Below are 22,694 nucleotides of genomic sequence, written 5' to 3'. Positions count from 1 at the left end.
GGGGCGTTGCTCGCGCACACTGGCTGTACCGTGGACAGCTTCAGGTCTTCACGATGCTCGTGCTGCAGGTGTTCAAATGAGTTGCTTGCCACTCGACCTGCAGCGTTGCTCAAAACAGAGCTTGGTCTAACGCCTGACCATCGCGGCGTATTGGGCACGGCTGGTGACACCAGATTTTTTCAGTATTCGCCGCACGTGAACCTTGACCGTTGAGGGCTCGATGCCGAGCCTGTCGGCGATGACTTTGTCCGAATGGCCTTGGGCCAATAACAGGGCCGCCTGTGCCTCGCGTTCGGACAGTCCCTGTTGAGGCCCCTCCTTTAGAAGTTCCGGTGGCACGAACCGTTGCCCATCGGCCATCAAGCGCAAAGCGTGGATCAGCGCTGCCGGCGGCAGGGTTTTGGGGATCCATCCCACGGCACCTTTGGCCAATGCGACGCGGACCAGCAACGGGTCAGTGGTACCTGACAGCATCGCAACATTGGCGTTGCCGTGCCGGGCGCGGATCAGCTCGAGCCCCTGCAAGCCATCGATGTCGGGCATGGCATAATCAAGCAGGACGAGGTCCGGTGCACCGTGCTGCTCCATATTGTCCAGCGCTTCGGCGACCGAGTTGACCGGATCAACCTCGATGCCCACGTCAGCAGATTTCAACAGATAGTGGAGTGCTGCGGCGAACATTGCATGGTCATCAGCGACCAAAATGCGCATCATCGGCTTGCTCTGCTCCCCAAAAACATCAAGACCATGGGATGCTTGGGGGACCATGTCAGCATGTTACGGGCAATACTCACAAACAAAGCCGTCCAGTTCGTCCTGATCATGGCGTTATGGCTGGCTGGTTACAAGCTTGCAACTCTGCTGGATGTCTTTCGCCCCTATTCGAGCCTGTGGTTCCTGCCAGCCGGCATTACCCTGTCGATTTTCCTGGCGGCACCGGGGGTGCTCAAGCTAGCGCCGCTGGCGGCAAATCTGCTGCTGGTTTCGCCCGAAATCAGCCCGTTCTTCATTGAAAATAACGGTGGCGCGCTGGCGCAGGCGCTCCATGCCATCCGCCATTGCGGCATCTATGGCCTGGTCGCCTATACACTGATCGGCTTTTCTGGCCCCACCCAGCAACCCCTGACGCTCAGAGCCACACTGGTCTTTGTGTCATCGGTCTTGCTGGCGTCTTGCGTTGCCGCAATTTCGGGCGTTTCGCTGCATGCCTGGGCGGGCAATATGAGCTGGGCTGAGGGCTGGGGCATCGTCTTTCAATGGGCCACCGGCGACGCCATCGCGGCGCTGGTTTTGCCACCCATTCTGGTGCCGTTGCTCCGCGCCGCTTTTGCCGAGCCCATAGCTGAATGGCGCTGGCCCAGGGCATCGAGCTGGCTGGTACAGATTGGCTTCATCACCCTGGCCCTGCTCATCGGTTCTCAGGCAGTGCGGCTCAATCCGCAATTGGGGAGCCTGTGGTATCTGATGCTCATCCCGCCCATCATTGCCGGCGTGACGGGCGGCCTGCCCACCGCAGCCATCAGTGTCTTCTTCACCAGCCTGGCGACACCATTGGCCGCCTATCTGCTGGCCTATGATGGCGAAATGCTGGCGCTTTCCCTGCTGCTCGCCATCGGCGCCATCGCCGCCCTGTTGATCGGCGCGGCGGTATCCGATCAGCGTCGCGCACTAGCCCAAGTCGAGGGGCAGCGTCAGTTTCTTGAGCAGACCGTCGCAGAACGCACAGTCGCGCTGACCGATGCCCATGCCTTCCAGAGCCATTTGGTGCGCTCGCTCGGGCATGATCTGCGGCAACCACTGCAGACCATCACCATGCTGCTCGATGGCATGGCGATGGGTTCGACCGCCGACCAAGCGGCACTCGTCCAGACCCGCAAAATCAGCGGCACTATGACGGATTTTCTCGACGGCATCCTCAATTACGCCCGGCACGATACCGGCGTAATCTCGCCCGTCTTGTCAGTCTTTCCGGTCAGCCGGGTATTTGCCAAGCTGAACGCGGTCTATGAGCCCATTGCGGCCAGCCGCTCGATTGATCTGGTAACCACCCCCTCCGATGCCCTGCTCGTCTCGGACGAAATGCTGCTCTCGCAGGCCCTGTCCAACGATCTGGACAACGCCATACGCCTGAGCCAATCCGGCATGGCGGTTACCTTGCTGCATGAGGTGCGAGACGGCCGGGATGCGATCGTGGTGGTTGATCAACTGCCGACAACCACGGCAAAGCTGCCCGGCTCTGCAGGCTTCGGTCAGGGTATCGTCAACCGCATCAGTGTAATTCTGGGTGCGGCACGCATCGAAAACCACAACGAATACGGGCTATCGCTGCCACCGTCCCTGCCCATCCCTACCCCCAAAGCGTCAGTGCATACGCCCAATTCGTAGGCCGTAAGGCCGGCAAATCACGTCACCCTGACGCACCGCCGTGTTTTCGCGTGGGTTTCAGCCGCTATCAGGCGGAGGCCCCGCCCATCATGGCTGCTATGGGGGCAAATGGCGTGGGTATTTACGGGGCTCTTTCCAGTGCAGTGACCGGTCTTCGGGCGCAGGCGCACGCGCTGGAGAACATTTCGGGCAATATCGCGAACTCGCAGACCACCGGCTACAAGCGCATCGAGACCGATTTCCTTGATCTGATCGCCGATGCGCCGATTTCGCGCCAAGTGCCCGGCGCCGTGCTGGCCCAGTCGCGCGGCACCAATGATATTGGTGGCGACATCAAGACGGTGTCGAACGAGACCTTCATCGCGCTCAACTCCAACGGCTTCTTCGTCGTCGAGCCCAAGATCGGCCAGTCGGACGGCAAGCCGATCTTTGCCGATACCAACTTCTTCACCCGTCGCGGCGATTTCGAAATCGACAAGGACGGCATGCTGGTCAATGGCGCCGGCTACTATCTCAAGGGCCTGCCGGTTGATCCAGCCACGAACAATATCTCCGGCTCGGTGCCCGAAGTGATCCGGCTGTCGAACAGTTTCCTGAAGGCCAATATCACCAAGGCAATCAACTACCAGACCAACCTGCCGCAGCTCCCCAAGCCGACCGCCTACAAGCCCAACATCCCGAATAGCGAGCTGATCAAACCCTGGACCTATGCCAATCCGTCACCGACGCCGGTGGTGCCCGGCGCCTTGGGCATAGAATTGCCGAACAGCGACCTTCAGCTGGTCCCCGCGCGCGCCATTGGTGCGGGCTCCTACTTAGGCACGCAATCGGCTGCACCACTGGTCAACGACGGCGATAGGCTGACGGTCACAGTCAACGGACAGAGCTATAATATATGGTTTGATACCAACGGTGTCCCGAGCTCAGCCGTCGAATTCGCCGGAGCAACTCCAGGCACGGACGCAGCCAAAGCCTATAGGGAAATTGTCATTGCCGACCTCACCGCGTTGCAGGCTGCGGGAGATCTGGAGATTGGCGGGGAGCCCATATCATTTGCCAACCCGACGAAAGGTGATCTGGAAGCGGCAATCCACGCCAAATTTCCGGGTACAACAGCACTCTATGACCCAGGCACCGGCGTCCTGAAGATCGAATACGACACCGCCGGGTATCAGGGTTTTGACACGATGCTTGACGGGCTTGGCGTCAGCAATGGCGGTTTGTCCCATGGCGCAGATGCCACATCCGCGAAAACGTTCATCACCATCGACGCGGGTGACGTTGCGGGGCTGATCCAAACTGGGCAGTTTGATATCAACGGCACAGACATTGTGTTCCCTGCCGTACCGGCGCCTGCAACACCAGCGGCGTTGAAAACCGCCTTGGAGACTGCTGTGCAGGACGCTTTTCCTGGCGCCACCGCAAGTTACAACGGCATTACGCTCCTGGTTACTTACCCCGCCGGCCTTCGCACCCCGATAGACGCCACCGCAAGCGGCGTCAGCACGTCGATTTCCGCCAGTGGCGACATCGATAGCGCGCTCGCCGCCATGCAGAACAATCTGCGCAGCCTGGCCGGCGATGACACGCTTTTCGTCAAGCTCAAGAACGGCAAGATTACCGTCTCCGCCGGGACAAACGACCCAAACCCGCTTGAGTTCTCCAGTTTGCGCGCTCCAGGCGCCATCACCGGAGACATATTGGGGCTTGGCGCCGGGCCCTACGACCCGATCCCCGGCAGCGCTATGATCGCGGGCAACACCTATGCCGACCTGATCCTCAATGACAGTGACGAGCTGGTCGTCAGCGTTGGCGGCACCAAGCGCAGCTACAGCTTCGATACCGACGGCAGGCAAACGCCGACCGCCGACCACATCGAAATCAACGCCACCGGATCGCTGGCCGATATGCTCGCGGCAATCCAGGCCGATCTGCGCGCCCATGGCGGCCCAGCGGCGACCAATGCGATCGTCACCTATGCCGGCGGCAACGTCCGTGTCGAGTTCCCCGGTAACTACTACTATGACGCCACCATTTCCGGGTCGGCGGCGGACAAGCTGAACATTGCCGGCATCCACAAGGCAGACACAGGCGGCCTAACCACAATCAGTGCCGCCGATTCCGACCGCTTCGTCTCCGAATCCATCTCTGGCGGCGCCATCACCGTATACGCCGAGAATGGCGCGCCGGCGAACGTGCAACTGCGCTGGGCCAAGATCGACAGCGACGCCGCCGAAGGGCAGGATACCTGGAACCTGTTCTACCTCTCCGATAGTACCGCCCAGGGCGGAGCAGCGATGTGGACCAATATTGGCCAGCGCTATGTGTTCGGCGCCGATGGCTCCCTGATGCCCCCCGGCGTATCGGCCACCACCATCAGCAATTTGACGGTCAACGGCGTCAGTATCGGCGACGTGCAGCTTCGCCATGACGTCAACGGCGTATCGCAATTCGCCGACGTCAACGGCACGGCCAATGTGTCGGCTCTCAGCCAGAACGGCTATGGCGCGGGTGAGTTCGTGTCCGTGGCCATCAACGATAACGGGCGCGTCGTCGCCACCTATTCCAATGGCGAGCGCCTTGATGTCGCGCAGGTCGTGACCGCGGAGTTCAAAGCTATCAACCAGCTCAAGCGGCTTGACGGCGGCGTGTTCAGCGCCACCTCCGAATCCGGCGAAGCAATTTTCGACATGGCGGGCGGCGGCATCATCGGCGGCGCGCTCGAAGCCTCCAATACCGACATTTCCGACGAGTTCACCAAGCTGATCGTGACGCAGCAGGCCTACGCCGCAGGTACAAGAATTGTCTCGGTGGCCGACGAAATGTTGCAGGAATCGTTGAATATGATCCGCTAAAAGGCGGCTCGGGACAGCAATCTTTGAGTGCCTCCTCAAGGGCCGATCCCGGCCGGCCAGTCCAGACCACGCCGAGGAGCTGGTCGGTTGGTACCAGCTCATGTGCTACCGGTTGGCGGCGGCCGCTGACTCTAAAAGTGTGTGTTCGCGGCGTGCTAGCGCAGGAACGTACTAGTCCCGCCCATCGAACTTGAAACTCCACGCAGTATAGCAGGATGCCATTGCGCATCATCAACTTCCGCCGCACGAGCGGCGTGGGTAGCCTGTTGCGAGTTTCGACCTTGAGGCAACGCCCGACATCACCCTCAACGATTGGCAATGCTGATATCTGAGCGAAATATGAAGCACATCAGTACTGTAACATTTTTTTCATAGCGCCAAATTTCCCGACGGCCATGGCTCTCGCTTCGTGCGAGTACTCGTCAGGTAGGCTGGCTGCCGGCCATTGCCTAAAAATAATTATCCATCAACCTATGAAACATCCAGAAGTTCTATTTTCTGTTATAAATCAATATATTACTGACGAAATAAGCTTATATCGGGATGCGCGATAATTATCCGATTTGCCAAAATTTCTCGTCAAAAATACGCAAATCGTGAATCCTGACCGATTTCGGACGCTTGCCGGGACGTTGCAAATTAAATTTCACCCGATAATCTCAAGTAGGTTTTAGCCTGCTGGATTGATGAAAAATGACCCTATCGCGGCCCGTCTTGGGTTCAGCCGTTTCGCCCGCATCAGATCGCCGATTTGAATCGTTGCTGGAAGGCTTTGAGCCGACATTCACTTTCGAGCCGGTCAATCCATTGCCGAGTTCGGAATTTGAGGAACGGCTGCGCAAGATACGCCGTGAGGCTACTGTTGCCGGGCACGACGTTATCCTGGTGCATGCCGACACCATCGGCTGGTATCACACCTCCAATTCCTATCTGCGCTATATCTGCGACTGGGAGCGCGAAGGCGTGCTCGTCATCCCCACCGATGACAAACCATTGGCGCTGTTCTCGTTCTTCAGCAGTTCCGTGCTGCTGCCGCCGAGCGGTGAGCCGCTGCTGGTCGATGACATCTGGCAAATCGGCACCTGGGGCCGCGAAACCTATGATCGCCCGGGCAAGGCCGTCGACAAGGTGGTCGAGGCCGTCACCCAGCATCTGATCAATCGGGGTTTGGCGTCTTCCCAGATCGGGCTGATGGGCGATGCCACCTCCGCCCCCTATTGGGCCGGCCTGCGGGCTGAGCTGAGCCGCTCGTCATTTGTGCAGGCCGAAGCCATCGTTGACCGGATGCAGCGCCGACGCTCCAAGGGCGAGCAGGCACTGGTGCGTGCGGCGGCCCAACTGGCCGATATCGGCATCCAGGCGGCGTATCACGTCACCCGTCCTGGCGTGACCGACTATGAAATCTATGCGGCCTTCACCTATGCCCAGATGTCGCGCGGCGGAGAAACTGGGGACGGCTACCAGATCGGTATCAATCGCTATGGCACCCATTGCGGGAAGCCTTATGGTCACGTCGTTCGCAATGGCGATCTGATCAATCTCTATATCTCCAACACGACCTATCGTGGTTACAACGCCCAGATTGCCCGGATGATTGCGGTCGGCGACATTACGGACAAGCAGGAAGACGTGCTCAACATGTGCGTGGAGGGCGTCAAGAACGCAGCCGCGCAGGTCAAGCCCGGCGTGCTGGTGTCCGAGGTCGCCAATGCCTCCTTCGAGCCCTATATAAAGCGCGGCTATCTGACGTCGGCCGATGGCCGGACCATGCCCTATAATTGGGAAGCTGGCGCCGATGGCGGCCCAAGGCTCATTCCGCAGCGCCATGTCTATGACGAGGATTGGGAACGGCAGGGCCGCAAGCTGATGCATGTCTATCCGGCGACGCTGGGGCCGCATAATCCAAACGTGGGCCACTCGGTGTCGATGGCCAAATTCGCCAACTACAACATTGCCTCGAACAATCATGACCGGCTCGAAGAGGGCATGACATTCGTGCTGCATTCGCAGTGGCTTGAACCCGAAGTTGCCGGCTGCAATGTCGGCGATTGCTATCTGGTGACCGAGACAGGGGCTGAAAATCTCAGCGCCAATACGCCTCTGGAGCCCCATCGCGTCAAAGTGTGAGTTGATCCCAAGGCGGCCGGCACCCTAGGGAAAGCTGCCGGACGCCTGGGTCTATTGCGTTTCATCTATCAAAAAGTGGAGGACTTTCTGATGTTTCTACGCCAACGACGTCTGTTTCTGGCCGGCGCCACCGCGCTCGCCACCCTGGTTGGGGCCGGCACAATTCCGATGGTCGGCGCTTATGCGCAAGCCAGCGGGGAACCGGTGACCCTGGTCATCGCCAACTCGCAATGGGTGGATGCGCTGCGCGGCGCCAATCTGTGGAACGCCATGCTGAAATACCAGGAAGTGGCGCCCAACGTCACCCTGGTGCAAGAAGCCATCCCCTCGGCTGAAATCGCCGACAAGCTGACCACCGAAATGGGTGCCGGACAGGGCCCCGACATCGCCATCATTCAGGAAGGCCTGTTCTATTCCCTCGCCGATGCCGGCTTTCTGGTCGATATCGACAAGGCTGCCGAGGGTGTGGCGCTCAACACTACCAACGCCAATGGCCTGGTCGACGGCAAGCGGCTGGGCCTTGCCTGGCAGCGTGCGGCCTATGCGCTGATCTACAATAGGCCGCTGGCCGATGCCGGCAAGGCCGAGGTGCCTACCGATGTCGACTCGCTGATCGCGTCGGCGCAGGCCGTCAATGCCGCCACCGGTGCCGTTGGCTTCACCGCGCGCCACCAGATGGCGGACTACACCAACTGGTTCATGGATTTCCAGAACTGGGCCTATGGCTATGGCACCAATTGGGTCGATGGCTCGGGCAAGCTGACCGTCAACACGCCCGAGGCGGTTGCCGCGGTAACCGCCTTCAAGAAGGTCTATGACGCCAATGTGCTGCCCATCGGCGACAGCATGCCGACGATGCGCACGCGCTTCAAGGAACTCGGCGTTGGCTACAGCTTTGACAATAGCGGTGGCACTTTGAACATCGTGTCGGGCGGCGCCCTGGCCAAGTCGGACCTTTACGCAGCCAAGCTGCCGTTTGTGAACCCCGGCGCCCACCAGCAGATTTTCCTCGCCGTCAGCACCCACAGCAAGCAGCAGGAAGCCGCCACCGCCTTTATCGCCTGGGTCGTCAGCCCCGAAGGTCAGATTGCGCTGCGCGAAGCCTCGGGTCCGGATGCGCTGGCCACTGATGTGCCGCTCACCGAAGCGTTCCGCGCCGAAAACCCCTGGGCCGACACCTTTGCCGAGGTGGCGCCTGCGTCCCGCAGCACGCTGATCCCGGGCTATGAAGTCGAAACCGCCCAGATCATGCGCTTCGTGATGGAAGCCATCGAACGGGTACTGGTCGCCAATGAAGATCCGCAGGCCGCCCTCGATGCGGCGCAGATCGAAGTCGACGAACAAAGCTTCTAAAAACTGACCGACAAAAACTGGACGCTGGGAGGGATAGCCATGAGCATATTATCGTCGAAACGGCTCGTGGGTGCGGGCAAGGCACTGGTGCCATACGCCTTCATCCTCCCTCCCATCGTCTATCTCTGCTTTTTCATGTTTGGCCCGCTGGCGCGCCAGGTGTGGATGAGCCTGACGGCAACCAAGCTGACCAACCCCAATGGCGGCTTGTTCATCGGCCTGACCAATTACGCCAAGCTCTTCGATCAGCCCGCTTTCTACAACACGATCTGGGTGACGGTGATCTACACCGTCTGCTCGGTGGTGCTGGCGGTGCTGCTCGGGGTGATTTCCGCATTGGCGCTGGATCGGCCGTTTCCCGGCCGCGACATCGCCCGTGGCATTCTGCTGTTCGGATGGGCCGTACCCAACGCGGCAGCGGCGCTAATCTGGCACTGGATGTATAATCAGCAGTCGGGCGTCTTCAACAAAATCATGCTGGGGATGGGATTTGATCCCCAGCGCTGGCTGACCACTGTCGATCTGGCACTTCCTGCCCTGATCGTCGTGACCGTCTGGCAGGCTGCCCCCTTTGTGATGCTGGTCGTGTTGGCCGCATTGCAGCTGGTGCCTGAAGAAGTGCGCGAAGCCGCGCGGATCGATGGCGCCGACCCGCTCAATATATTCCGGCTGGTTACCCTGCCGCACATCATGCCGGCCACCCAGCTTGCAGCCTTGCTGGTGACTGTCTGGTCGATCCGCCGCTTCGATATCATCTACCTGCTCACCGGAGGTGGCCCGTTGGGCAGTACCGGGACGCTAGTGGTCAAAATCCGGCAGATCGCCTTCGAAAATTATGATCTCGGAATGGCAAGCGCCTATGGCGTCGTCGGCCTCGGTCTTGCCCTCCTGGTCGCCCTCATTCACTTCCTGGCGGAGCGCCGCCGATTGAAAGCGATGGCCCTGTGATGATCCAGAGCAAAATTGCCTCAAAAATCGCCCACTATCTCTTCGTCTGCCTGCTGATCGTGGTGGCGGGGTTCCCGATCTACTGGATGGTCAACACCGCCCTGTCGCTGAATTCCCAGCTCTATGGCAGCGGCCAAGTGGCCTGGCTGCAACTGCAGAACCTGCCGAACCTGCTGGGCGAAGTTATGCAGGTGCCGATCGGCCTGTGGCTGTTCAACACGCTGTTGATTGCCACCGGCACCACGGTTCTCAGCCTGCTACTGGGCTCGCTGGCCGGCTACGCGCTCAGCCGCTTCCGCTTTCACGGCAAGGGGCTGGTGGGGTTCCTGCTGTTCATGACCCAGGTCGTACCCGAGGCGCTGATCCTGATCCCGCTCTACGGCATGTTCATCACGCTGGGTCTGCTCAACAATCTGTTCGGCCTGGTCCTCGCCAATGTCGGTTTCTCACTGCCCGTCGCCGCCTTCATCCTGAAGAACGCCATGGACGGCATTCCCTACGAAATCGAGGAATCTGCGATTATCGACAATTGCCCCCGCTTCAGCATCCTCACCATGATCCTGCTACCGCTGATCATGCCCAGCGTTGCGGCCGCTGCAGTCATCGCTTTCTTTGCCGGGTGGAACGAGTTTTTGTTCGCCTCCACCTTCCTGATGGACCGCGCGCTGTGGCCGGCCAGTGTCGGGCTCGCCTCGTTCATCGGGCAGTACGAAACCCCGCTGGCGGGTGTCATGGGGGCCGCGTTCATCTTCAGCCTGCCGGCGGTGGGCTTCTTCCTTCTCATTCAACGCAACATCGTTGCCGGACTGACTGCTGGTGCGGTTAAGGGGTAGGCCATGCCTAAACTAAGTTTCAAAGACGTCTCCAAATCGTTTGGCGCTCACCAGGTAATCAAGGCCTTCAGCACGGATATCGAGGATGGCGAATTCCTCGTGCTGCTCGGGCCCTCCGGGTGCGGCAAATCCACCTTGCTGCGCATGATTGCCGGGCTCAGCGAAACCAGCTCGGGCCAGGTGCTGTTCGATGGCGAAGTCGCCAATGAATGGGAGCCGCGCCGCCGCAATGTGGCGTTCGTGTTCCAGTCCTATGCGCTCTATCCGCATATGACCGTGCGCGCCAATATCGCGTTTCCGCTGGTCATGGATGCCTTCAAGAAATGGTATCACCTGCCCATCGTCAGCTCGATTGCCCGCAAGCGATTGATGCGCAGCCCCGATATCAGCGCCCGCACCAACCGCATCGCCGTCCAGCTCGAACTCGAGCATTTGCTGGATCGGCGGCCGGCGCATCTGTCCGGCGGGCAGCGTCAGCGCGTCGCCCTGGCGCGCGCTCTGGTGCGCAACCCGTCGCTCTATCTGCTCGACGAGCCGCTCTCGAACCTCGACGCCAAGCTGCGGGTGCAGATGCGCGCCGAAATCTCGGCCCTGCACAACAAGGTCGGCAAGACCTTTGTCTATGTGACCCACGATCAGGTCGAGGCCATGACCATGGCCACGCGCATCATCGTCATGGACAAGGGCGTCGTGCAGCAGATCGACACGCCCGAGGGGATCTACAACAACCCCAAAAACGCGTTCATCGCCCGTTTCGTCGGCTCGCCGCCGATGAATCTGGTGCCGGTCAACCACACCGGCCAGCGGCTTGCCGTCTCCGACACGCTGTCCTGGCAGCATGATGGCGACATCCCGACGACCGGATCGGTGATCTTCGGCATTCGCCCGGAAAAGCTGCAGTTCCAGCCCGAGGGCAAGGGCGCCATCCCCGCCCGGGTCGCCGTCATCGAGCGGTTGGGGGCCGAAACCGTCATCGGTTGCCGCCTTGCCAGCGACGAAAACGACACCCGCCTGCTCGACAGCAATCTGGTGTTTGTGCGCATCCCCGGCACACCCAAGGTGTCGATCGGCGAGCTGTGTTCGCTCGACTACGCCGTCGAGGACGTGTTCTGGTTTGACGCCGTCACCGAAGAACGCATTCCGACGCATAGCCGGAACCCCGCCTTGGCCCCCGTTCTGGTAGGTTGATATGCAGAAGTTTCACATTTCGGCCACCGGCCACAGCGTCAACTATCTCCCCGAATATGTGGCCACCTGGCAGGGCTTCTTTGCCGCCGAGGGGCTCACCATCTCGGCCGATGTGCCCAATCCCTGGGACGTCGTGCTCGATGATCTAGCTTCGGGCAAAGCCCAGGCGGCACTGGGCGGCATCTGGGTGCCGGCCATGCATTTTGGCCGGGGCGTCCGCTACACGCCCTTCGCCCAGATTTCGTTGCGCGCTCCATTGGCGCTGGTCGGGCGTGAGCGCGCCGACGAGTTCCGCTGGGAGAATACGCGCGGCAAGGTGATCTCGATGAAGGGCAGCAATGGCGCCAGCGTCGGGCTGTTCACCAAGCTGCTGCTCAAGGAAAACGGCGTCGATCCGCAGGCGGTCAACTTTATCCAGGACCTTGATGGCGGTTTGCTGTCGCGCACCTTTATGGGCGGCATGGGCGATTATCTGGTCATCGACCTCCCCTCCGCTCTGGCGCTGGAGGCCGCTGGCGGCGCGCATGTCGTCATGCGTTACGCCGTCGATGGCGGCGATGTGCCCTGGAGCGTCTATTACGGTCAGGGCGAGCCCGACAGCGACCAGCTCGACGCGCAACAGCGCTTTTCCCGCGCGCTTGCCCGCGCCATGGACTGGATAAACGCGCATGAAGCCGCGAAGTATCGTGATTTCCTGGCCAGCACCTTCGTGCGCTTCGATCCCGACATGCTGGTCGATCTGGTCGATCTCTACCGTGCCAATGGCATGTGGACGACGCCACAAATCGACAAACCCGCTTATGATCGCTGGCAAAATGGGATCGCCGATGGCTTTCTCACCGCAGGTCCGATCGCCTATGTCGATCTCGTGGACCCCCGCCCCACCATGGGGATGACAGCCGCCTGAAGTGCGGCCGCCCCTCCCCATCACTATGAGGCTGGCTGAGCCATGCGCATCTCCGTAATCAATCCCAACACCACCGCGTCGATGACGGCGCGTATTGCTGCGGCAGCGCGCGCCATTGCCCGCAGCGGCACCGAGATCGTCGGCAGCCAGCCCGATCGGGGTCCCGAGGCCATCGAGGGGCCGTTCGATGGCGCCATGTCGGTGCCGGGCCTGCTCCGGAAAATCGCCGCCAACGACGCTGACGGCGCCGATGCGCATATCATCGCCTGCTTTGACGATACCGGCCTCGACGCTGCCCGCGCCCTCTCATCGAAGCCGGTGATCGGCATCGGCGAGGCGGCCTATCAACTGGCCAGCCTCGTCGGCCACAGTTTTTGCGTCATCACCACGCTGTCGCGCTCGGCGCCGATCATCGAGGACAATATCCGGCGCTATGGTTTTGCCCATCGCTGCCGGCGCGTTTTTTCCAGCGACATCCCGGTGCTGGAACTGGAAAACCCGCAAAGCGGCGCGCTGGAGCGGATTTCCGATTTCATCATCCAGGGCCGCGCCCTGGGTGCCGAGGCCGTCGTCCTCGGCTGCGCCGGCATGGCCGAATTCGCCGCTGATTTGCAGCGCCAGCATGGCATTCCGGTCATCGAAGGCGTCGGTGCCGCTGTCGGTCTGGCCGAAGCCTTGGTGTCCTGCGGGCTGTCGACCTCCAAGACCGGTGTCTGGGCGCCGCCGACCCGGCTGCACACCCTGAACTAGCCGCAACGCCCCACGCCCAGGGGCTGGCCGCTCCGGTGGACGTGAACTACTATCGCCGGTGACGAACTCAAGGAGACCTCAGCGTGCCCTCCGGTCCAAACTCCCGAACCGAGCAGCGGCCACGCTCGCTTGAAGCGCGTATTTATGCGGTCTATTCCACCCTTTCGCCGTCCGGAAAACGCCTGGCCGACGTGCTGCTGCAGCATCAGATGGATCTGCCCAGCTACACCGCCAGCGAGCTGTCGGAAAAAGCCGACGTCTCCAAAGCCACTGCCGCCCGCCTGTTTCGCACGCTTGGCTATGACACCTATCCGGAGGCGAAACGGCAGATCAGGTCGGAGCAACATTGGGGCTCGCCCCGGGCAGGCCTGGAAAATCCTGACCAGGCGCCCACCGCCGCCGTTTCCCTGCGCCAGATGGTGAAGGTCGATCTCGACAATATCGCCACCACCTGCGAGAGCATCTCGGAAAAGACCCTTGCGGAAATCACCCAGGCCATCGTCGGCGCGCGCCGGGTCTGGATCATGGGCTTGCGCAGCGGCTACGGTCTGGCCCACCACGCCGCGCATTATCTGACCTTGATCAAGAATGACGTTCAGGTGCTGCCCAGCGGCGGCGGCAGCTATTCCCACGACATCGCATCCATTGCCGAAGGGGACGTCTTTCTCGTCATCGCCTTTCGCCGACGGCCGCGGCGGCTGGCTGACATTCTCAGGGAAGCGCGCGCCGGTGGGGCGACGACCGTGTTGATCACCGACATCAGCGCCGCCGCCAGTGCAAAAGCCGCTGAGTATGTGTTGCGCTGCCGCTGCCAATCGCCGTCGCCGTTCAATTCCTTCGCCGCGGCCGTCACCATCATCAACTATCTGGCGTGGAGCGTCGCCACCGCCATGAGCTACGAAAGCCTCGCCCGATTCCAAAAAATCGACCGCCTCGTCGACCTCCTTGATGATGTCTCCACGCCGCCGGCCTCTAATCGCCGCTAGAACGGCGATTAGAGACGCTGCCTGTCAGATATACTTCAGGCCCTTTTCGGCGAGACGCTCGCGCATGCCGTAAATGTCAAGGCCCAGCGTACCGGCGGCCAGGCGTTGGCGCTTGGTTTCTTCATTGGCAACACGTTGGCGCGAGGCCTCCAGCACCTCGACCGCTTCTTCGCGCCGCACCACGCACACGCCGTCATCGTCGGCGACGATGATGTCGCCGGGATTGATCAGAGCGCCGGCGCAGACGATCGGCACATTGACCGAGCCCAGCGTCTCCTTGACCGTGCCCTGCGCGGAAATGGCCTTGGACCAGACAGGGAAACCCATCGCGGTCAGGTCCACCACGTCGCGCACGCCGGCGTCGATGATCAGGCCACGACAGCCGCGTGCCTGAGCGGAGGTGGCCAGCAGGTCGCCGAAATAGCCCGCGTCGGAAGGCGAGGTCGGCGCCAGCACCAGAATGTCGCCGGCACGCAGTTGCTCGATGGCGACATGCACCATCCAGTTGTCGCAAGGCGGCGCCGAGATGGTGACCGCAGAGGCGGCCAGCCGGGCGCCCGAATAGATGGGCCGCATATAGGCGGCCAGTAGCCCCTTGCGCCCCTGCGACTCATGCACGGTGGCAACGCCGCATTCGGCGAGGCCGGCGATGATGGCGGGATCAGCCCGTTCGATGTTCTGGACGACCACAGCCATCAGAGTTCATCCACGGTGCGCGGGAAGATCGACTGGAAGCCTTCGGCATATTTGGCCGGACGTCCGCCAGACCGCCCGCCGGAATTGCGGGTGAAATGGTTGGCGCGGTTCTCGGCCAGGTTACGGTAATAGTGCCAAAGATGCTCCTGGCCTTCCATGCACTGGATGGCGGCCCATTTCTTGTCCCACACCTCGGTGATGTCGAGGAACACGTCGGGCTTCCAGTCCATCTGCTCGGTCTGGTGCGGTTCGAACAGATAGACCTGCGGCGCGCCAAGGATCTTCTGTTCTGGATTGTGCCCCCAGGCCTGCGCGATGGCGCGGCATTCCAGCGTCCACTGCGACACATACATGTGGTCGGTGTTGTAGGGGTCGTATTTGGAGTGGGTCATCATGAAGGCCGGTTGCACCGCGCGCATTACGTCGACCAGCCGGTCCTTGGCTTCTCGCGTCATCTCCAACGGATAGTCGCCCAGATCGAAGAACTGGATGTCATGCACGCCCAGCGCCGTGGCGGCGGCCTCGGCCTCGCGGCGGCGCTCGGTCTTAACCTTGTCCAGGGTCATGCCCGGTAGCTTCCACAGCTTGGCGCTTTCTCCGCGCTCACCATAGGACAGGCAGGCCACCGTAACGTCGTAACCCTTTTCGACATGGGCAGCGATGGCGCCGCCGCAGCGCCAGACGAAGTCGGCCGAATGGGCGCTCACAATGAGAGCGGTCTTTTGGGTCATTTCGAGAGTTCCGGACTGGATAGAATTTACAGGGACCCTGACCGATCAGCCCGATCGGTCAGAGCAGTGTATTTTGCCGGGATCAATCCTCGGCAAAGGCGGTGCGGCGGGCGCGCCGCAGCTTGGGCAAGGCGGCAAAGACCAGCATGCCGAAGGCGATGGCGAGCAGCGTGGCCGAGATCGGCCGGAGGATGAACACCGAGAAGTCCCCCTGCGACAGCACCAGGGCGCGGCGGAAATACTCTTCCACCATGGGGCCGAGCACGAAGCCGAGCAGCAGTGGGGCGGGTTCGCAGTTCAGCTTGGACAGGACGTATCCGGCCGCACCCAACCCAGCCACCATGTAGACATCGAGCAGCGAGTAGGAACTGGCGTAAACGCCAATGCAGCAGAACATCAGGATCGCTGGGAACAGCATGGTGTAGGGGATACGCAGCAGGCGGACCCACATGCCGATGAGCGGCAGGTTGAGCACCACGAGGAACAGGTTGCCGATCCACATGGAGACGATGAGCCCCCAGAACAGATCGGGGTTGTTGGTCACCACGCCTGGGCCAGGCTGGATATTGTGGATCACCATCGCCCCGAGCATCAGCGCCATGGTCGCCGACCCCGGAATGCCCAGCGTCAGTGTCGGGATGAAGGAGGTCTGAGCAGCCGCATTATTGGCGGACTCAGGCCCGGCGACACCCTCGATGGCGCCCTTGCCAAACTCGTGCTTGTACTTGGAGGTGCGCTTTTCGAGGCTATAGGCGAAGAACGAAGCCAGCGACACGCCAGCCCCGGGCAGCACGCCCAGAAACGAGCCCAGCGCAGTGCCGCGCAGGATGGCGGGCGTCATGCGCCTTATGTCCTCGCGGGTCGGCATGATGGAGGTGATCGGCGCGACCTCCGCGGCGCCATCCTTGTTCCGCTCCAGCGTGCTGACGATCTCGGAGAAGGCAAAGATACCGATCGAAATCACGATGAAGTCGATGCCCTCCCAGAGGGCCGGATTGCCGAACGAGAAACGGACCACGCCCGAATTGATGTCCATCCCCACTAGGCCGATTAGCAGCCCCAGCAGAATCATGCAGAGCGACTTCAGCAGTGGGCCGGAGGTGAGCGACACGGCGCCGACCAGCCCGAGGAACATCAGGGAGAAATACTCGGCCGGGCCGAAGCTGAACGCCACCTTGGCGATGGGGCCGGAGAACATGGCCAGGGCCAGCACGCCGACGCTGCCGGCGAAAAACGAGCCGATGGCCGCCGCCGCCAAAGCCGGGCCGGCACGCCCCTGCTTGGCCATCTGATGGCCATCAATCGTGGTGACGACGGAGGAGGCTTCGCCCGGCAGGTTGACGAGGATGGCGGTGGTGGATCCGCCATAGGCCGCGCCGTAGTAAATGCCGGACAGCATGATCAGCGAGCCGATCGGGGTGAGTCCAAAGGTGAAGGGCAGCAGCATCGAGATGGTGGTCAGCGGACCGAGGCCCGGTAACACGCCAATCAGCGTGCCGAGAAAGCAGCCGATGGCGGCGTAGATCAGGTTCTCGAAGGTCAGCGCTACCTGCAGGCCCAGAGCGAGATTTGAAACGAAATCCATGGTCTTGCTTTGCCCTAGAAGCCGAAGATCGTCGGCAGGAGTGGGATCTGCAGCTTGAGCAGAAGGTGGAAAATGCCCAGCCCGATGACCAATTGCACCGCGATGTTGGCCATAACGGTGCGGGGCCGGGCCGCGGGCGCGGCAAAGGTGGTGATGGCCGCGCAGGCCGCCAGGGTAAACAGCAGGCCCATGGGCTGGATCAACAGCGCGAAGGCACAGGTCGCCGCGACGATCAGAAACAGCCCCCGCAGGTTCAGGGCCTCCAGCTTGCCGTCCTCAACCGGCTCGCCCCGGCAGGCGCCGAGCATGACGCCGGCGCCCAGCAGGCCCAGCGCGCTACCCAGGATCAACGGGAAAAATCCGGGGCCCATGCGGCCCGGGGTGCCCAGCCGATACTGCGCCGATGCGTAGGCAAAGCAGACGCCGATAACGAGAAAGATCGTCCCGGCGAGGAAGTCCTTTTGACTTTTGATGGTCATGCTCCCTCCTCCTGTAATTGGCGAGCGGGCCGCCCGTTGCGTGGGCAGCCCACTGCTCAGTCGTGGTTTCTGTTGTTATTCGGGCTGGATGCCCTGTTCCTCGGCGACCTGGCGCCAGCGCGCATATTCGCTCTTGACCTGCGCGGTGAACTCTTCCGGCGTGCCCCAGATCGGGCGGCCGCCATCACGCTGCAGGAACTCGGCCATTTCGGGCGTCTGCAGCACGCTGTTGAGATCGGCATTGATCTGCGCGACCAGGTCGGCATCCATGTCCTTGGGGCCAAACAGTCCCCACCAGTTTTCGATGACAGCGTCCTCAAGCCCGAGTTCACCAAGCGCGGGCAGATCGGGCATGGCGTCGGAACGTTCGAGGCTGGACACCAGAATGCCGGTCATCAAGCCTTCGCGCACGTGCGGGATGACCTGGGTAATGCTGCCGTAGAACATGTCCGAATGGCCGCCGATCACGTCGGTCATTGCCGGCGAGCCGCCATTGTAGTGAACCGGCGACATCTGCAGCTCGGCGGCGGAGCGCAGGATTTCAGACGCGAACTGGTTCAGCGAACCCAGACCGACGGTCGCATAGTTCAGCTGGCGTTCCTTGGCCAGTGCCGCGAACTCTGCGTAATTGGTGACGCCCAGCGATGGGCTGACGGCCAGCAGCAGCGGCGTGGCGCCGATGCGGCCGATATGGGTCAGCTCGTCGGCCGGGTTGACCAGCGGCTGTTCCTGAATGGCAGCGCTCATGGTGACGGTCGCCGAGTTCACCAGCAGCGTGTAGCCATCTGGACGGGCATTGGCGACCTGGCCGGTTGCCAGCAGCGTGCCGGCGCCGGGGATGTTTTCGACCACGACGGTCTGCCCCCAGATGGCGCTGAGCTTGTCCCCGAGAAAACGGCCGACAAGATCCACCGCGCCGCCCGGAGCGAATGGCACGACCAGCGTCACCGGCTTGTCGGGATAGGTCTGCGCGACGGCCGTACCGCTTGCGGCTGCAAGCATCAGAGCCGAGGCGAAAAGGGCTTTGGACAGTTTCATGGTTTTCCTCCCAGTGATTGTAAAAATTCGGGGCCAGTCGACCCCAGGTGGCTAGACGAACAGGCTTTCGAGGCTGATCGATGCGGGCAGAATCTGCTGTTCGATCGAATAGTCGACGAGCATCTGCATCGAACTGCGGTTGGCTTCGAGGCCGATGCGGTAAAGGTCCAGCCCAGGCGGCAGCCCGTGCCTGGTGCTGTCAAGATCGCCACGCCGCCGGGCGATGTCGGCGGCCTTGGTGAAGACATCGGTGATGGCTTCTGGAAGCCATTGATTGGCTGCGAGCACGTCACGGCGCAGGCAAATGACATGATTGACCGGGAAAATCCCCGTGCGCTCATACCAGGCAGCGGCGGCTTCCCGGGCATTGTCGATCACCGGGCGGGTGCCCTCGGGAATGCCGTGCAACCCGGTAATCGCATCCACTTTCCCGGTGCGAAGCAGATCAAGCAAGCTCTCGTCGCTTTCCTCCAGCGTCACGAAGTCGGGATCGGCGAATTGGGGGACGTGCGGACCTTCCTGAATGATCCACTGCACCTGGCGCAGATCAATGCCGTATTCATGTTGCAGAATTCCCCGGATCCAGATGCCGCTAGTCTGCGGCCAGGAGCGCGCGGCAACGCGGCGACCGATGAGGTCCTGCGGTCCGCCGATGTCGGAGTCGATGCGGCAGAGGATCGAGGTGTGGTGCATGCGACGCGAGGCCGGGATCGGCAGACCGACGATGGGCACGCCCGCCGACAGCGCCTGGCCGAGTGTGGCAATGGGCATCTCGGACAGCTCAAATTCCAGGTCTCGCACCATGCGCCGAAAGGCCAGATGGAACGGCTCCACGGCAACGAGATCCAGCCCGACACGCTCGGAGAGCTGCGCGCCTTCGTGCAGCGACTGGACCTGAACCATATTGCCTATGGCACTTTTGAGATGCGGGACGGTCGACACCTGGTTTCCTTGCTTCCGGTTTGTGAGCTCCCGTGGAGCCCTTCAACTCGGCGCCAATCTTTAGCTTGCCGCCCATGCGGTCAAATGCGATGATTCTCTAATCCTATAACCAAACTGCATAGATACGCATGGCGTGGCGCTTCAAACTCCGGCACATGGAAGTCTTCCGGGCCATGATGCTCACGGGCAGTACGATCGAAGCCGGTCGCACCCTCAACATCAGCCAGCCGGCCGTCAGCCGAACCCTGGCTGAACTGGAGGGGCAGTTGGGGACGGTGTTGTTCCTGCGCACCGGTGGTCGGCTGGTGCCGACGTCAAAAGCGGAATGGCTGTTTGATGCGTCGCAAGAGACGCTGGCCCGCGTCGACTATCTCGATGCGGTACTGCGGGAAATCGACCGCATGCCGCAGCGCCCGATTCACGTCTTTGCCAACTCGGCCATGGCCCATTCCATCTTGCCCGACGCCATATTGCGCTTCCGGCGCCTATTTCCCGATATCAGCATCTCGACCGACGTGATCGCGCGCCGAGACAATCGCCGCTGGCTCAACGAGCAGGAGTTCGATGTGGCGCTGACCATGTTGCCGGTTGAGTATCCGGCGGATCTGATCACCACGCTCCCAGTCGTCGAGGGGGTGTGCATTCTGCCGCCCGGTCATCACCTCTGCAACGAACCCGCCATCGACCTTGCCATGCTGGACGACGAGCCGCTGGTGGTCCTGCAGAGCCACAATCTCACTCGCTACAAGGTCGAACAGGCCTTCGACAGCCTGGGGCTACGCTGCCGGATAGCCGTGGAAACCGCGACCGCCGCATCGCTGGTCATGTTCGTCACCGCCGGCTTGGGATGCGGGATCATTGATCCCTTTACCGCCTTGAAGCTCAAGCCCATGGGCTACATACGCAAACCGTTGCGGCCAAGCATAGAATTTTCATTCGGCATTATTCACCCCGTCCGAGTGCAAACAAGGCCCGAACTATCTGAGTTGGATCAGTGCCTGACATCAGCCTATCTGGAGGCTATGCACGAATCGAAGTTGTTCGATAGTTGACTTGCTTTTCGAGGACGCAAAGTATTTTGGCTTCAGCAGAACGCCGTTGCGCGCGAGCGCGCACTGCTCTTGCCAGATATCTTCAGCCATAGACTTGGCCGCCTGCTCATCTCGCGTCTTCAACGAAAACGAAGTTGGCTAGTCCCTTGACGGAGAACCGCTGGCGGCTTTGACTGCCTGTCCCATGCACGCATCATAGTTTCGATGGGCATCAAAAAAGCTGTGCGAATTTTGTGCAGACCAAACTCGGCAAGCTTTGGCACAGCAGGGTCACCACTGTTTCTTGTCAATCATTGATTTTAAATGAGAAAAAATGGTGCCCGGGACCGGAATCGAACCAGTGACACGCGGATTTTCAATCCGCTGCTCTACCAACTGAGCTACCCGGGCAACGGGGCGGAAGGGTCCGCCCGGCTGAAAGCCATCGGCCTTATAGGTGATGGTTTTTGAGGGTGCAAGCGGGAAAAGCGTATGTGGAAAAGGAGTTTGGGATCATGCACAGGGTTCGCTCGGTCCAAGCGAGCAGCGCGCGTGCCAAGGCGGGAGCAATCTGGCGTAAAACGCCGAGAACGCGGCGGTGACAGCAGCGAGGATGCCAGAAATAGCTGGGGCGCATAGTGCGACATCGCTACTGCGCATGTGGAAAATCCCTGCTGCTTGCGGCGCGACGGGCGGTAGCGACCGGGACGGCGTTGCCGCGATACAGGCAGTATGCGGGAGTGCGGCGGGGCGGGAATTAGAATTCGTCGTCGTCGCCTGAGTCGGCGTTGTTGTCGCCGACCATGGGCTCGTCATCGCGGGCCGGAATGACGTAGGCGCCGGTGAGCCAGCGGTTGAGATCGACGTCGGCGCAGCGCTTGGAGCAGAAGGGGCGGAAGGCTTCCACCGCCGCCTTGCCGCAGATCGGACATTTCTTCTCGGGTGCCATCAGACGCCCGACAGGGTGGATTGGTTGAGCCAGTTGAAATGCACCGGATAGCCCTCGCCGGCGAGCAGTTGCGCGGTTTCCATCAGCGGCAGGCCGACGACGCCGGTGTAGGAACCGGAGAGCTTGACCACGAAGGCCCCGGCAATGCCCTGGATGGCGTAGCCGCCGGCCTTGTCGCGCCATTCGGCGCTGGCCAGATAGGCTTCCATCTCGCGGGTCGAGAGGCGCTTGAAGCGCAGGCGGGTCTCGGTGAGGCGCTGCCGCTTGGCGCCGGAGGGCGTCAGCACGGTCAGCGCGGTATAGACGCGGTGGGAGCGGCCCGAGAGCAGGCGGAGGCACTCGGTGGCCTCTTCCATAGTCTCGGCCTTGGGCAGGATGCGGCGGCCGACGGCGACCACCGTATCGGCGGCCAGCACCAGCGCGCCCTGGCCAAAGCCGGCAGAGCGGGCCTTGTGCTGGGCGGTCAATGCCTTGAGGTCGGCGAGGCGAATCGCCAGCTTGCGCGGCAGCTCGCCCTTTTCGGGTGTTTCATCGACATGAGCCGGCACCAGATGCTCGGGCTCAATGCCGATCTGATTGAGCAGCGCCAGCCGGCGCGGCGAGGCCGAGGCCAGAATCAGGTCCGGGCGGCTGGCCATCAGTGGCTCACTTGAATCGGTAGGTGATACGGCCCTTGGTCAGGTCGTATGGCGTCATTTCGCACAGGACCTTATCGCCCGCCAGCACGCGGATGCGGTTCTTGCGCATGCGGCCTGCAGTGTGGGCAATGATCTCGTGCTCATTCTCCAATTTGACGCGAAACGTCGCATTGGGAAGCAATTCAACCACTACGCCCGGAAATTCGAGCACTTCTTCCTTCGCCATTCTGTCTCCTGAAAGGACCATGGAGCCTAAGGCGATTTGACAGATTC

Annotated in this window: 21 protein-coding genes and 1 tRNA gene; 11 read left to right on the top strand and 11 right to left on the bottom strand. The window is 61.5% G+C overall.

Features of this window, described 5'->3' with window-relative positions; translation table 11 throughout:
• Positions 1–126: 126 nt before the first annotated feature.
• Positions 127–714 carry a response regulator gene (locus tag ACX3OZ_RS03950; RefSeq protein ID WP_459103869.1) on the bottom strand — a complete coding sequence of 196 codons (588 nt, stop codon included), beginning with the start codon at positions 712–714 and terminating at the stop codon, positions 127–129.
• Positions 715–822: 108 nt separating this feature from the next.
• Here ACX3OZ_RS03950 and ACX3OZ_RS03945 point away from each other — a divergent pair, with 108 nt between their 5' ends.
• From ACX3OZ_RS03945 to ACX3OZ_RS03900, 10 genes are all read left to right on the top strand, one after another.
• Positions 823–2,385 (top strand): sensor histidine kinase, encoded by a 1,563-nt coding sequence (locus ACX3OZ_RS03945; RefSeq protein ID WP_459103868.1) that lies wholly within the window; start codon positions 823–825, stop codon positions 2,383–2,385.
• Between the two features lie 50 nt (positions 2,386–2,435).
• Positions 2,436–5,240, top strand: coding sequence for a flagellar hook-basal body complex protein (locus ACX3OZ_RS03940; protein WP_459103867.1), 2,805 nt, complete (start codon positions 2,436–2,438; stop codon positions 5,238–5,240).
• A 714-nt stretch (positions 5,241–5,954) separates the two neighbouring features.
• Positions 5,955–7,367, top strand: coding sequence for a M24 family metallopeptidase (locus ACX3OZ_RS03935; protein WP_459103966.1), 1,413 nt, complete (start codon positions 5,955–5,957; stop codon positions 7,365–7,367).
• A gap of 90 nt (positions 7,368–7,457) precedes the next feature.
• The gene (locus tag ACX3OZ_RS03930; protein WP_459103866.1) at positions 7,458–8,720 is read left to right on the top strand and encodes a sugar ABC transporter substrate-binding protein; all 1,263 of its coding nucleotides are present in this window, start codon (positions 7,458–7,460) and stop codon (positions 8,718–8,720) included.
• Positions 8,721–8,759: 39 nt separating this feature from the next.
• A complete protein-coding gene (locus ACX3OZ_RS03925; RefSeq protein WP_459103865.1) occupies positions 8,760–9,668 on the top strand; it encodes a carbohydrate ABC transporter permease in 909 nt (302 codons plus the stop codon).
• Entirely contained in the window at positions 9,668–10,501 is an 834-nt protein-coding gene (locus ACX3OZ_RS03920) for a carbohydrate ABC transporter permease (RefSeq protein ID WP_459103864.1), read from the top strand. Before ACX3OZ_RS03925 ends, ACX3OZ_RS03920 begins: the two co-directional genes overlap by 1 nt.
• A 3-nt stretch (positions 10,502–10,504) precedes the next feature.
• Positions 10,505–11,689, top strand: coding sequence for an ABC transporter ATP-binding protein (locus ACX3OZ_RS03915; protein ID WP_459103863.1), 1,185 nt, complete (start codon positions 10,505–10,507; stop codon positions 11,687–11,689).
• A 1-nt stretch (position 11,690) separates the two neighbouring features.
• A complete protein-coding gene (locus ACX3OZ_RS03910) occupies positions 11,691–12,596 on the top strand; it encodes an ABC transporter substrate-binding protein (protein ID WP_459103862.1) in 906 nt (301 codons plus the stop codon).
• 42 nt (positions 12,597–12,638) lie between these two features.
• Positions 12,639–13,346, top strand: coding sequence for an aspartate/glutamate racemase family protein (locus ACX3OZ_RS03905; protein WP_459103861.1), 708 nt, complete (start codon positions 12,639–12,641; stop codon positions 13,344–13,346).
• A gap of 83 nt (positions 13,347–13,429) precedes the next feature.
• Positions 13,430–14,332 carry a MurR/RpiR family transcriptional regulator gene (locus tag ACX3OZ_RS03900; protein ID WP_459103860.1) on the top strand — a complete coding sequence of 301 codons (903 nt, stop codon included), beginning with the start codon at positions 13,430–13,432 and terminating at the stop codon, positions 14,330–14,332.
• A gap of 24 nt (positions 14,333–14,356) precedes the next feature.
• Here ACX3OZ_RS03900 and ACX3OZ_RS03895 read toward each other — a convergent pair whose 3' ends face one another.
• The 6 genes from ACX3OZ_RS03895 to ACX3OZ_RS03870 all read right to left on the bottom strand — a co-directional run bounded on the left by ACX3OZ_RS03895 (position 14,357) and on the right by ACX3OZ_RS03870 (position 19,803).
• Complete coding sequence (locus tag ACX3OZ_RS03895; protein ID WP_459103859.1) at positions 14,357–15,028, bottom strand: 4-carboxy-4-hydroxy-2-oxoadipate aldolase/oxaloacetate decarboxylase; 672 nt, start codon at positions 15,026–15,028, stop codon at positions 14,357–14,359.
• Complete coding sequence (locus tag ACX3OZ_RS03890) at positions 15,028–15,759, bottom strand: PIG-L deacetylase family protein (protein WP_459103858.1); 732 nt, start codon at positions 15,757–15,759, stop codon at positions 15,028–15,030. Before ACX3OZ_RS03890 ends, ACX3OZ_RS03895 begins: the two co-directional genes overlap by 1 nt.
• An 82-nt stretch (positions 15,760–15,841) precedes the next feature.
• Positions 15,842–17,344 (bottom strand): tripartite tricarboxylate transporter permease, encoded by a 1,503-nt coding sequence (locus ACX3OZ_RS03885; RefSeq protein WP_459103857.1) that lies wholly within the window; start codon positions 17,342–17,344, stop codon positions 15,842–15,844.
• 14 nt (positions 17,345–17,358) lie between these two features.
• Positions 17,359–17,823, bottom strand: a complete 465-nt coding sequence (locus ACX3OZ_RS03880) for a tripartite tricarboxylate transporter TctB family protein (RefSeq protein WP_459103856.1) — start codon at positions 17,821–17,823, stop codon at positions 17,359–17,361.
• A gap of 75 nt (positions 17,824–17,898) precedes the next feature.
• Complete coding sequence (locus ACX3OZ_RS03875) at positions 17,899–18,861, bottom strand: Bug family tripartite tricarboxylate transporter substrate binding protein (protein ID WP_459103855.1); 963 nt, start codon at positions 18,859–18,861, stop codon at positions 17,899–17,901.
• A 51-nt stretch (positions 18,862–18,912) separates the two neighbouring features.
• Positions 18,913–19,803, bottom strand: a complete 891-nt coding sequence (locus ACX3OZ_RS03870) for a substrate-binding domain-containing protein (protein ID WP_459103854.1) — start codon at positions 19,801–19,803, stop codon at positions 18,913–18,915.
• 128 nt (positions 19,804–19,931) lie between these two features.
• On the opposite strand from ACX3OZ_RS03870, the gene ACX3OZ_RS03865 reads away from it, so the two are divergent.
• Complete coding sequence (locus ACX3OZ_RS03865; protein ID WP_459103853.1) at positions 19,932–20,855, top strand: LysR substrate-binding domain-containing protein; 924 nt, start codon at positions 19,932–19,934, stop codon at positions 20,853–20,855.
• Positions 20,856–21,169: 314 nt separating this feature from the next.
• On the opposite strand, the gene ACX3OZ_RS03860 is transcribed toward ACX3OZ_RS03865, so the two are convergent.
• The 4 genes from ACX3OZ_RS03860 to infA form a co-directional block, all read right to left on the bottom strand.
• Positions 21,170–21,245, bottom strand: a tRNA-Phe gene (locus ACX3OZ_RS03860).
• Between the two features lie 346 nt (positions 21,246–21,591).
• The gene (gene yacG, locus ACX3OZ_RS03855) at positions 21,592–21,783 is read right to left on the bottom strand and encodes a DNA gyrase inhibitor YacG (RefSeq protein WP_459096493.1); all 192 of its coding nucleotides are present in this window, start codon (positions 21,781–21,783) and stop codon (positions 21,592–21,594) included.
• Positions 21,783–22,421 (bottom strand): Maf-like protein, encoded by a 639-nt coding sequence (locus ACX3OZ_RS03850; protein WP_459096492.1) that lies wholly within the window; start codon positions 22,419–22,421, stop codon positions 21,783–21,785. Before ACX3OZ_RS03850 ends, yacG begins: the two co-directional genes overlap by 1 nt.
• A gap of 7 nt (positions 22,422–22,428) precedes the next feature.
• On the bottom strand, positions 22,429–22,647 hold the full coding sequence (gene infA, locus ACX3OZ_RS03845; RefSeq protein WP_046138947.1) for a translation initiation factor IF-1: 219 nt from the start codon (positions 22,645–22,647) through the stop codon (positions 22,429–22,431).
• Between the last annotated feature and the right edge of the window lie 47 nt (positions 22,648–22,694).

Source organism: Devosia sp. A369 (assembly GCF_054489345.1).
This window is presented reverse-complemented; position numbering and strand designations above follow the sequence as displayed.

Excerpts from the sequence above, each read along its gene's own strand:
- ACX3OZ_RS03925 (WP_459103865.1), top strand. The coding sequence starts at position 8,760 with ATGAGCATATTATCGTCGAAACGGCTCGTGGGTGCGGGCAAGGCACTG.
- ACX3OZ_RS03945 (WP_459103868.1), top strand. The coding sequence starts at position 823 with ATGGCGTTATGGCTGGCTGGTTACAAGCTTGCAACTCTGCTGGATGTC.
- ACX3OZ_RS03895 (WP_459103859.1), bottom strand. The coding sequence starts at position 15,028 with ATGGCTGTGGTCGTCCAGAACATCGAACGGGCTGATCCCGCCATCATC.
- ACX3OZ_RS03950 (WP_459103869.1), bottom strand. The coding sequence starts at position 714 with ATGATGCGCATTTTGGTCGCTGATGACCATGCAATGTTCGCCGCAGCA.
- ACX3OZ_RS03910 (WP_459103862.1), top strand. The coding sequence starts at position 11,691 with ATGCAGAAGTTTCACATTTCGGCCACCGGCCACAGCGTCAACTATCTC.
- ACX3OZ_RS03920 (WP_459103864.1), top strand. The coding sequence starts at position 9,668 with ATGATCCAGAGCAAAATTGCCTCAAAAATCGCCCACTATCTCTTCGTC.
- ACX3OZ_RS03885 (WP_459103857.1), bottom strand. The coding sequence starts at position 17,344 with ATGGATTTCGTTTCAAATCTCGCTCTGGGCCTGCAGGTAGCGCTGACC.
- ACX3OZ_RS03930 (WP_459103866.1), top strand. The coding sequence starts at position 7,458 with ATGTTTCTACGCCAACGACGTCTGTTTCTGGCCGGCGCCACCGCGCTC.
- ACX3OZ_RS03905 (WP_459103861.1), top strand. The coding sequence starts at position 12,639 with ATGCGCATCTCCGTAATCAATCCCAACACCACCGCGTCGATGACGGCG.
- infA (WP_046138947.1), bottom strand. The coding sequence starts at position 22,647 with ATGGCGAAGGAAGAAGTGCTCGAATTTCCGGGCGTAGTGGTTGAATTG.
- ACX3OZ_RS03890 (WP_459103858.1), bottom strand. The coding sequence starts at position 15,759 with ATGACCCAAAAGACCGCTCTCATTGTGAGCGCCCATTCGGCCGACTTC.
- ACX3OZ_RS03850 (WP_459096492.1), bottom strand. The coding sequence starts at position 22,421 with ATGGCCAGCCGCCCGGACCTGATTCTGGCCTCGGCCTCGCCGCGCCGG.
- ACX3OZ_RS03875 (WP_459103855.1), bottom strand. The coding sequence starts at position 18,861 with ATGAAACTGTCCAAAGCCCTTTTCGCCTCGGCTCTGATGCTTGCAGCC.
- ACX3OZ_RS03880 (WP_459103856.1), bottom strand. The coding sequence starts at position 17,823 with ATGACCATCAAAAGTCAAAAGGACTTCCTCGCCGGGACGATCTTTCTC.
- ACX3OZ_RS03915 (WP_459103863.1), top strand. The coding sequence starts at position 10,505 with ATGCCTAAACTAAGTTTCAAAGACGTCTCCAAATCGTTTGGCGCTCAC.
- yacG (WP_459096493.1), bottom strand. The coding sequence starts at position 21,783 with ATGGCACCCGAGAAGAAATGTCCGATCTGCGGCAAGGCGGCGGTGGAA.
- ACX3OZ_RS03865 (WP_459103853.1), top strand. The coding sequence starts at position 19,932 with ATGGCGTGGCGCTTCAAACTCCGGCACATGGAAGTCTTCCGGGCCATG.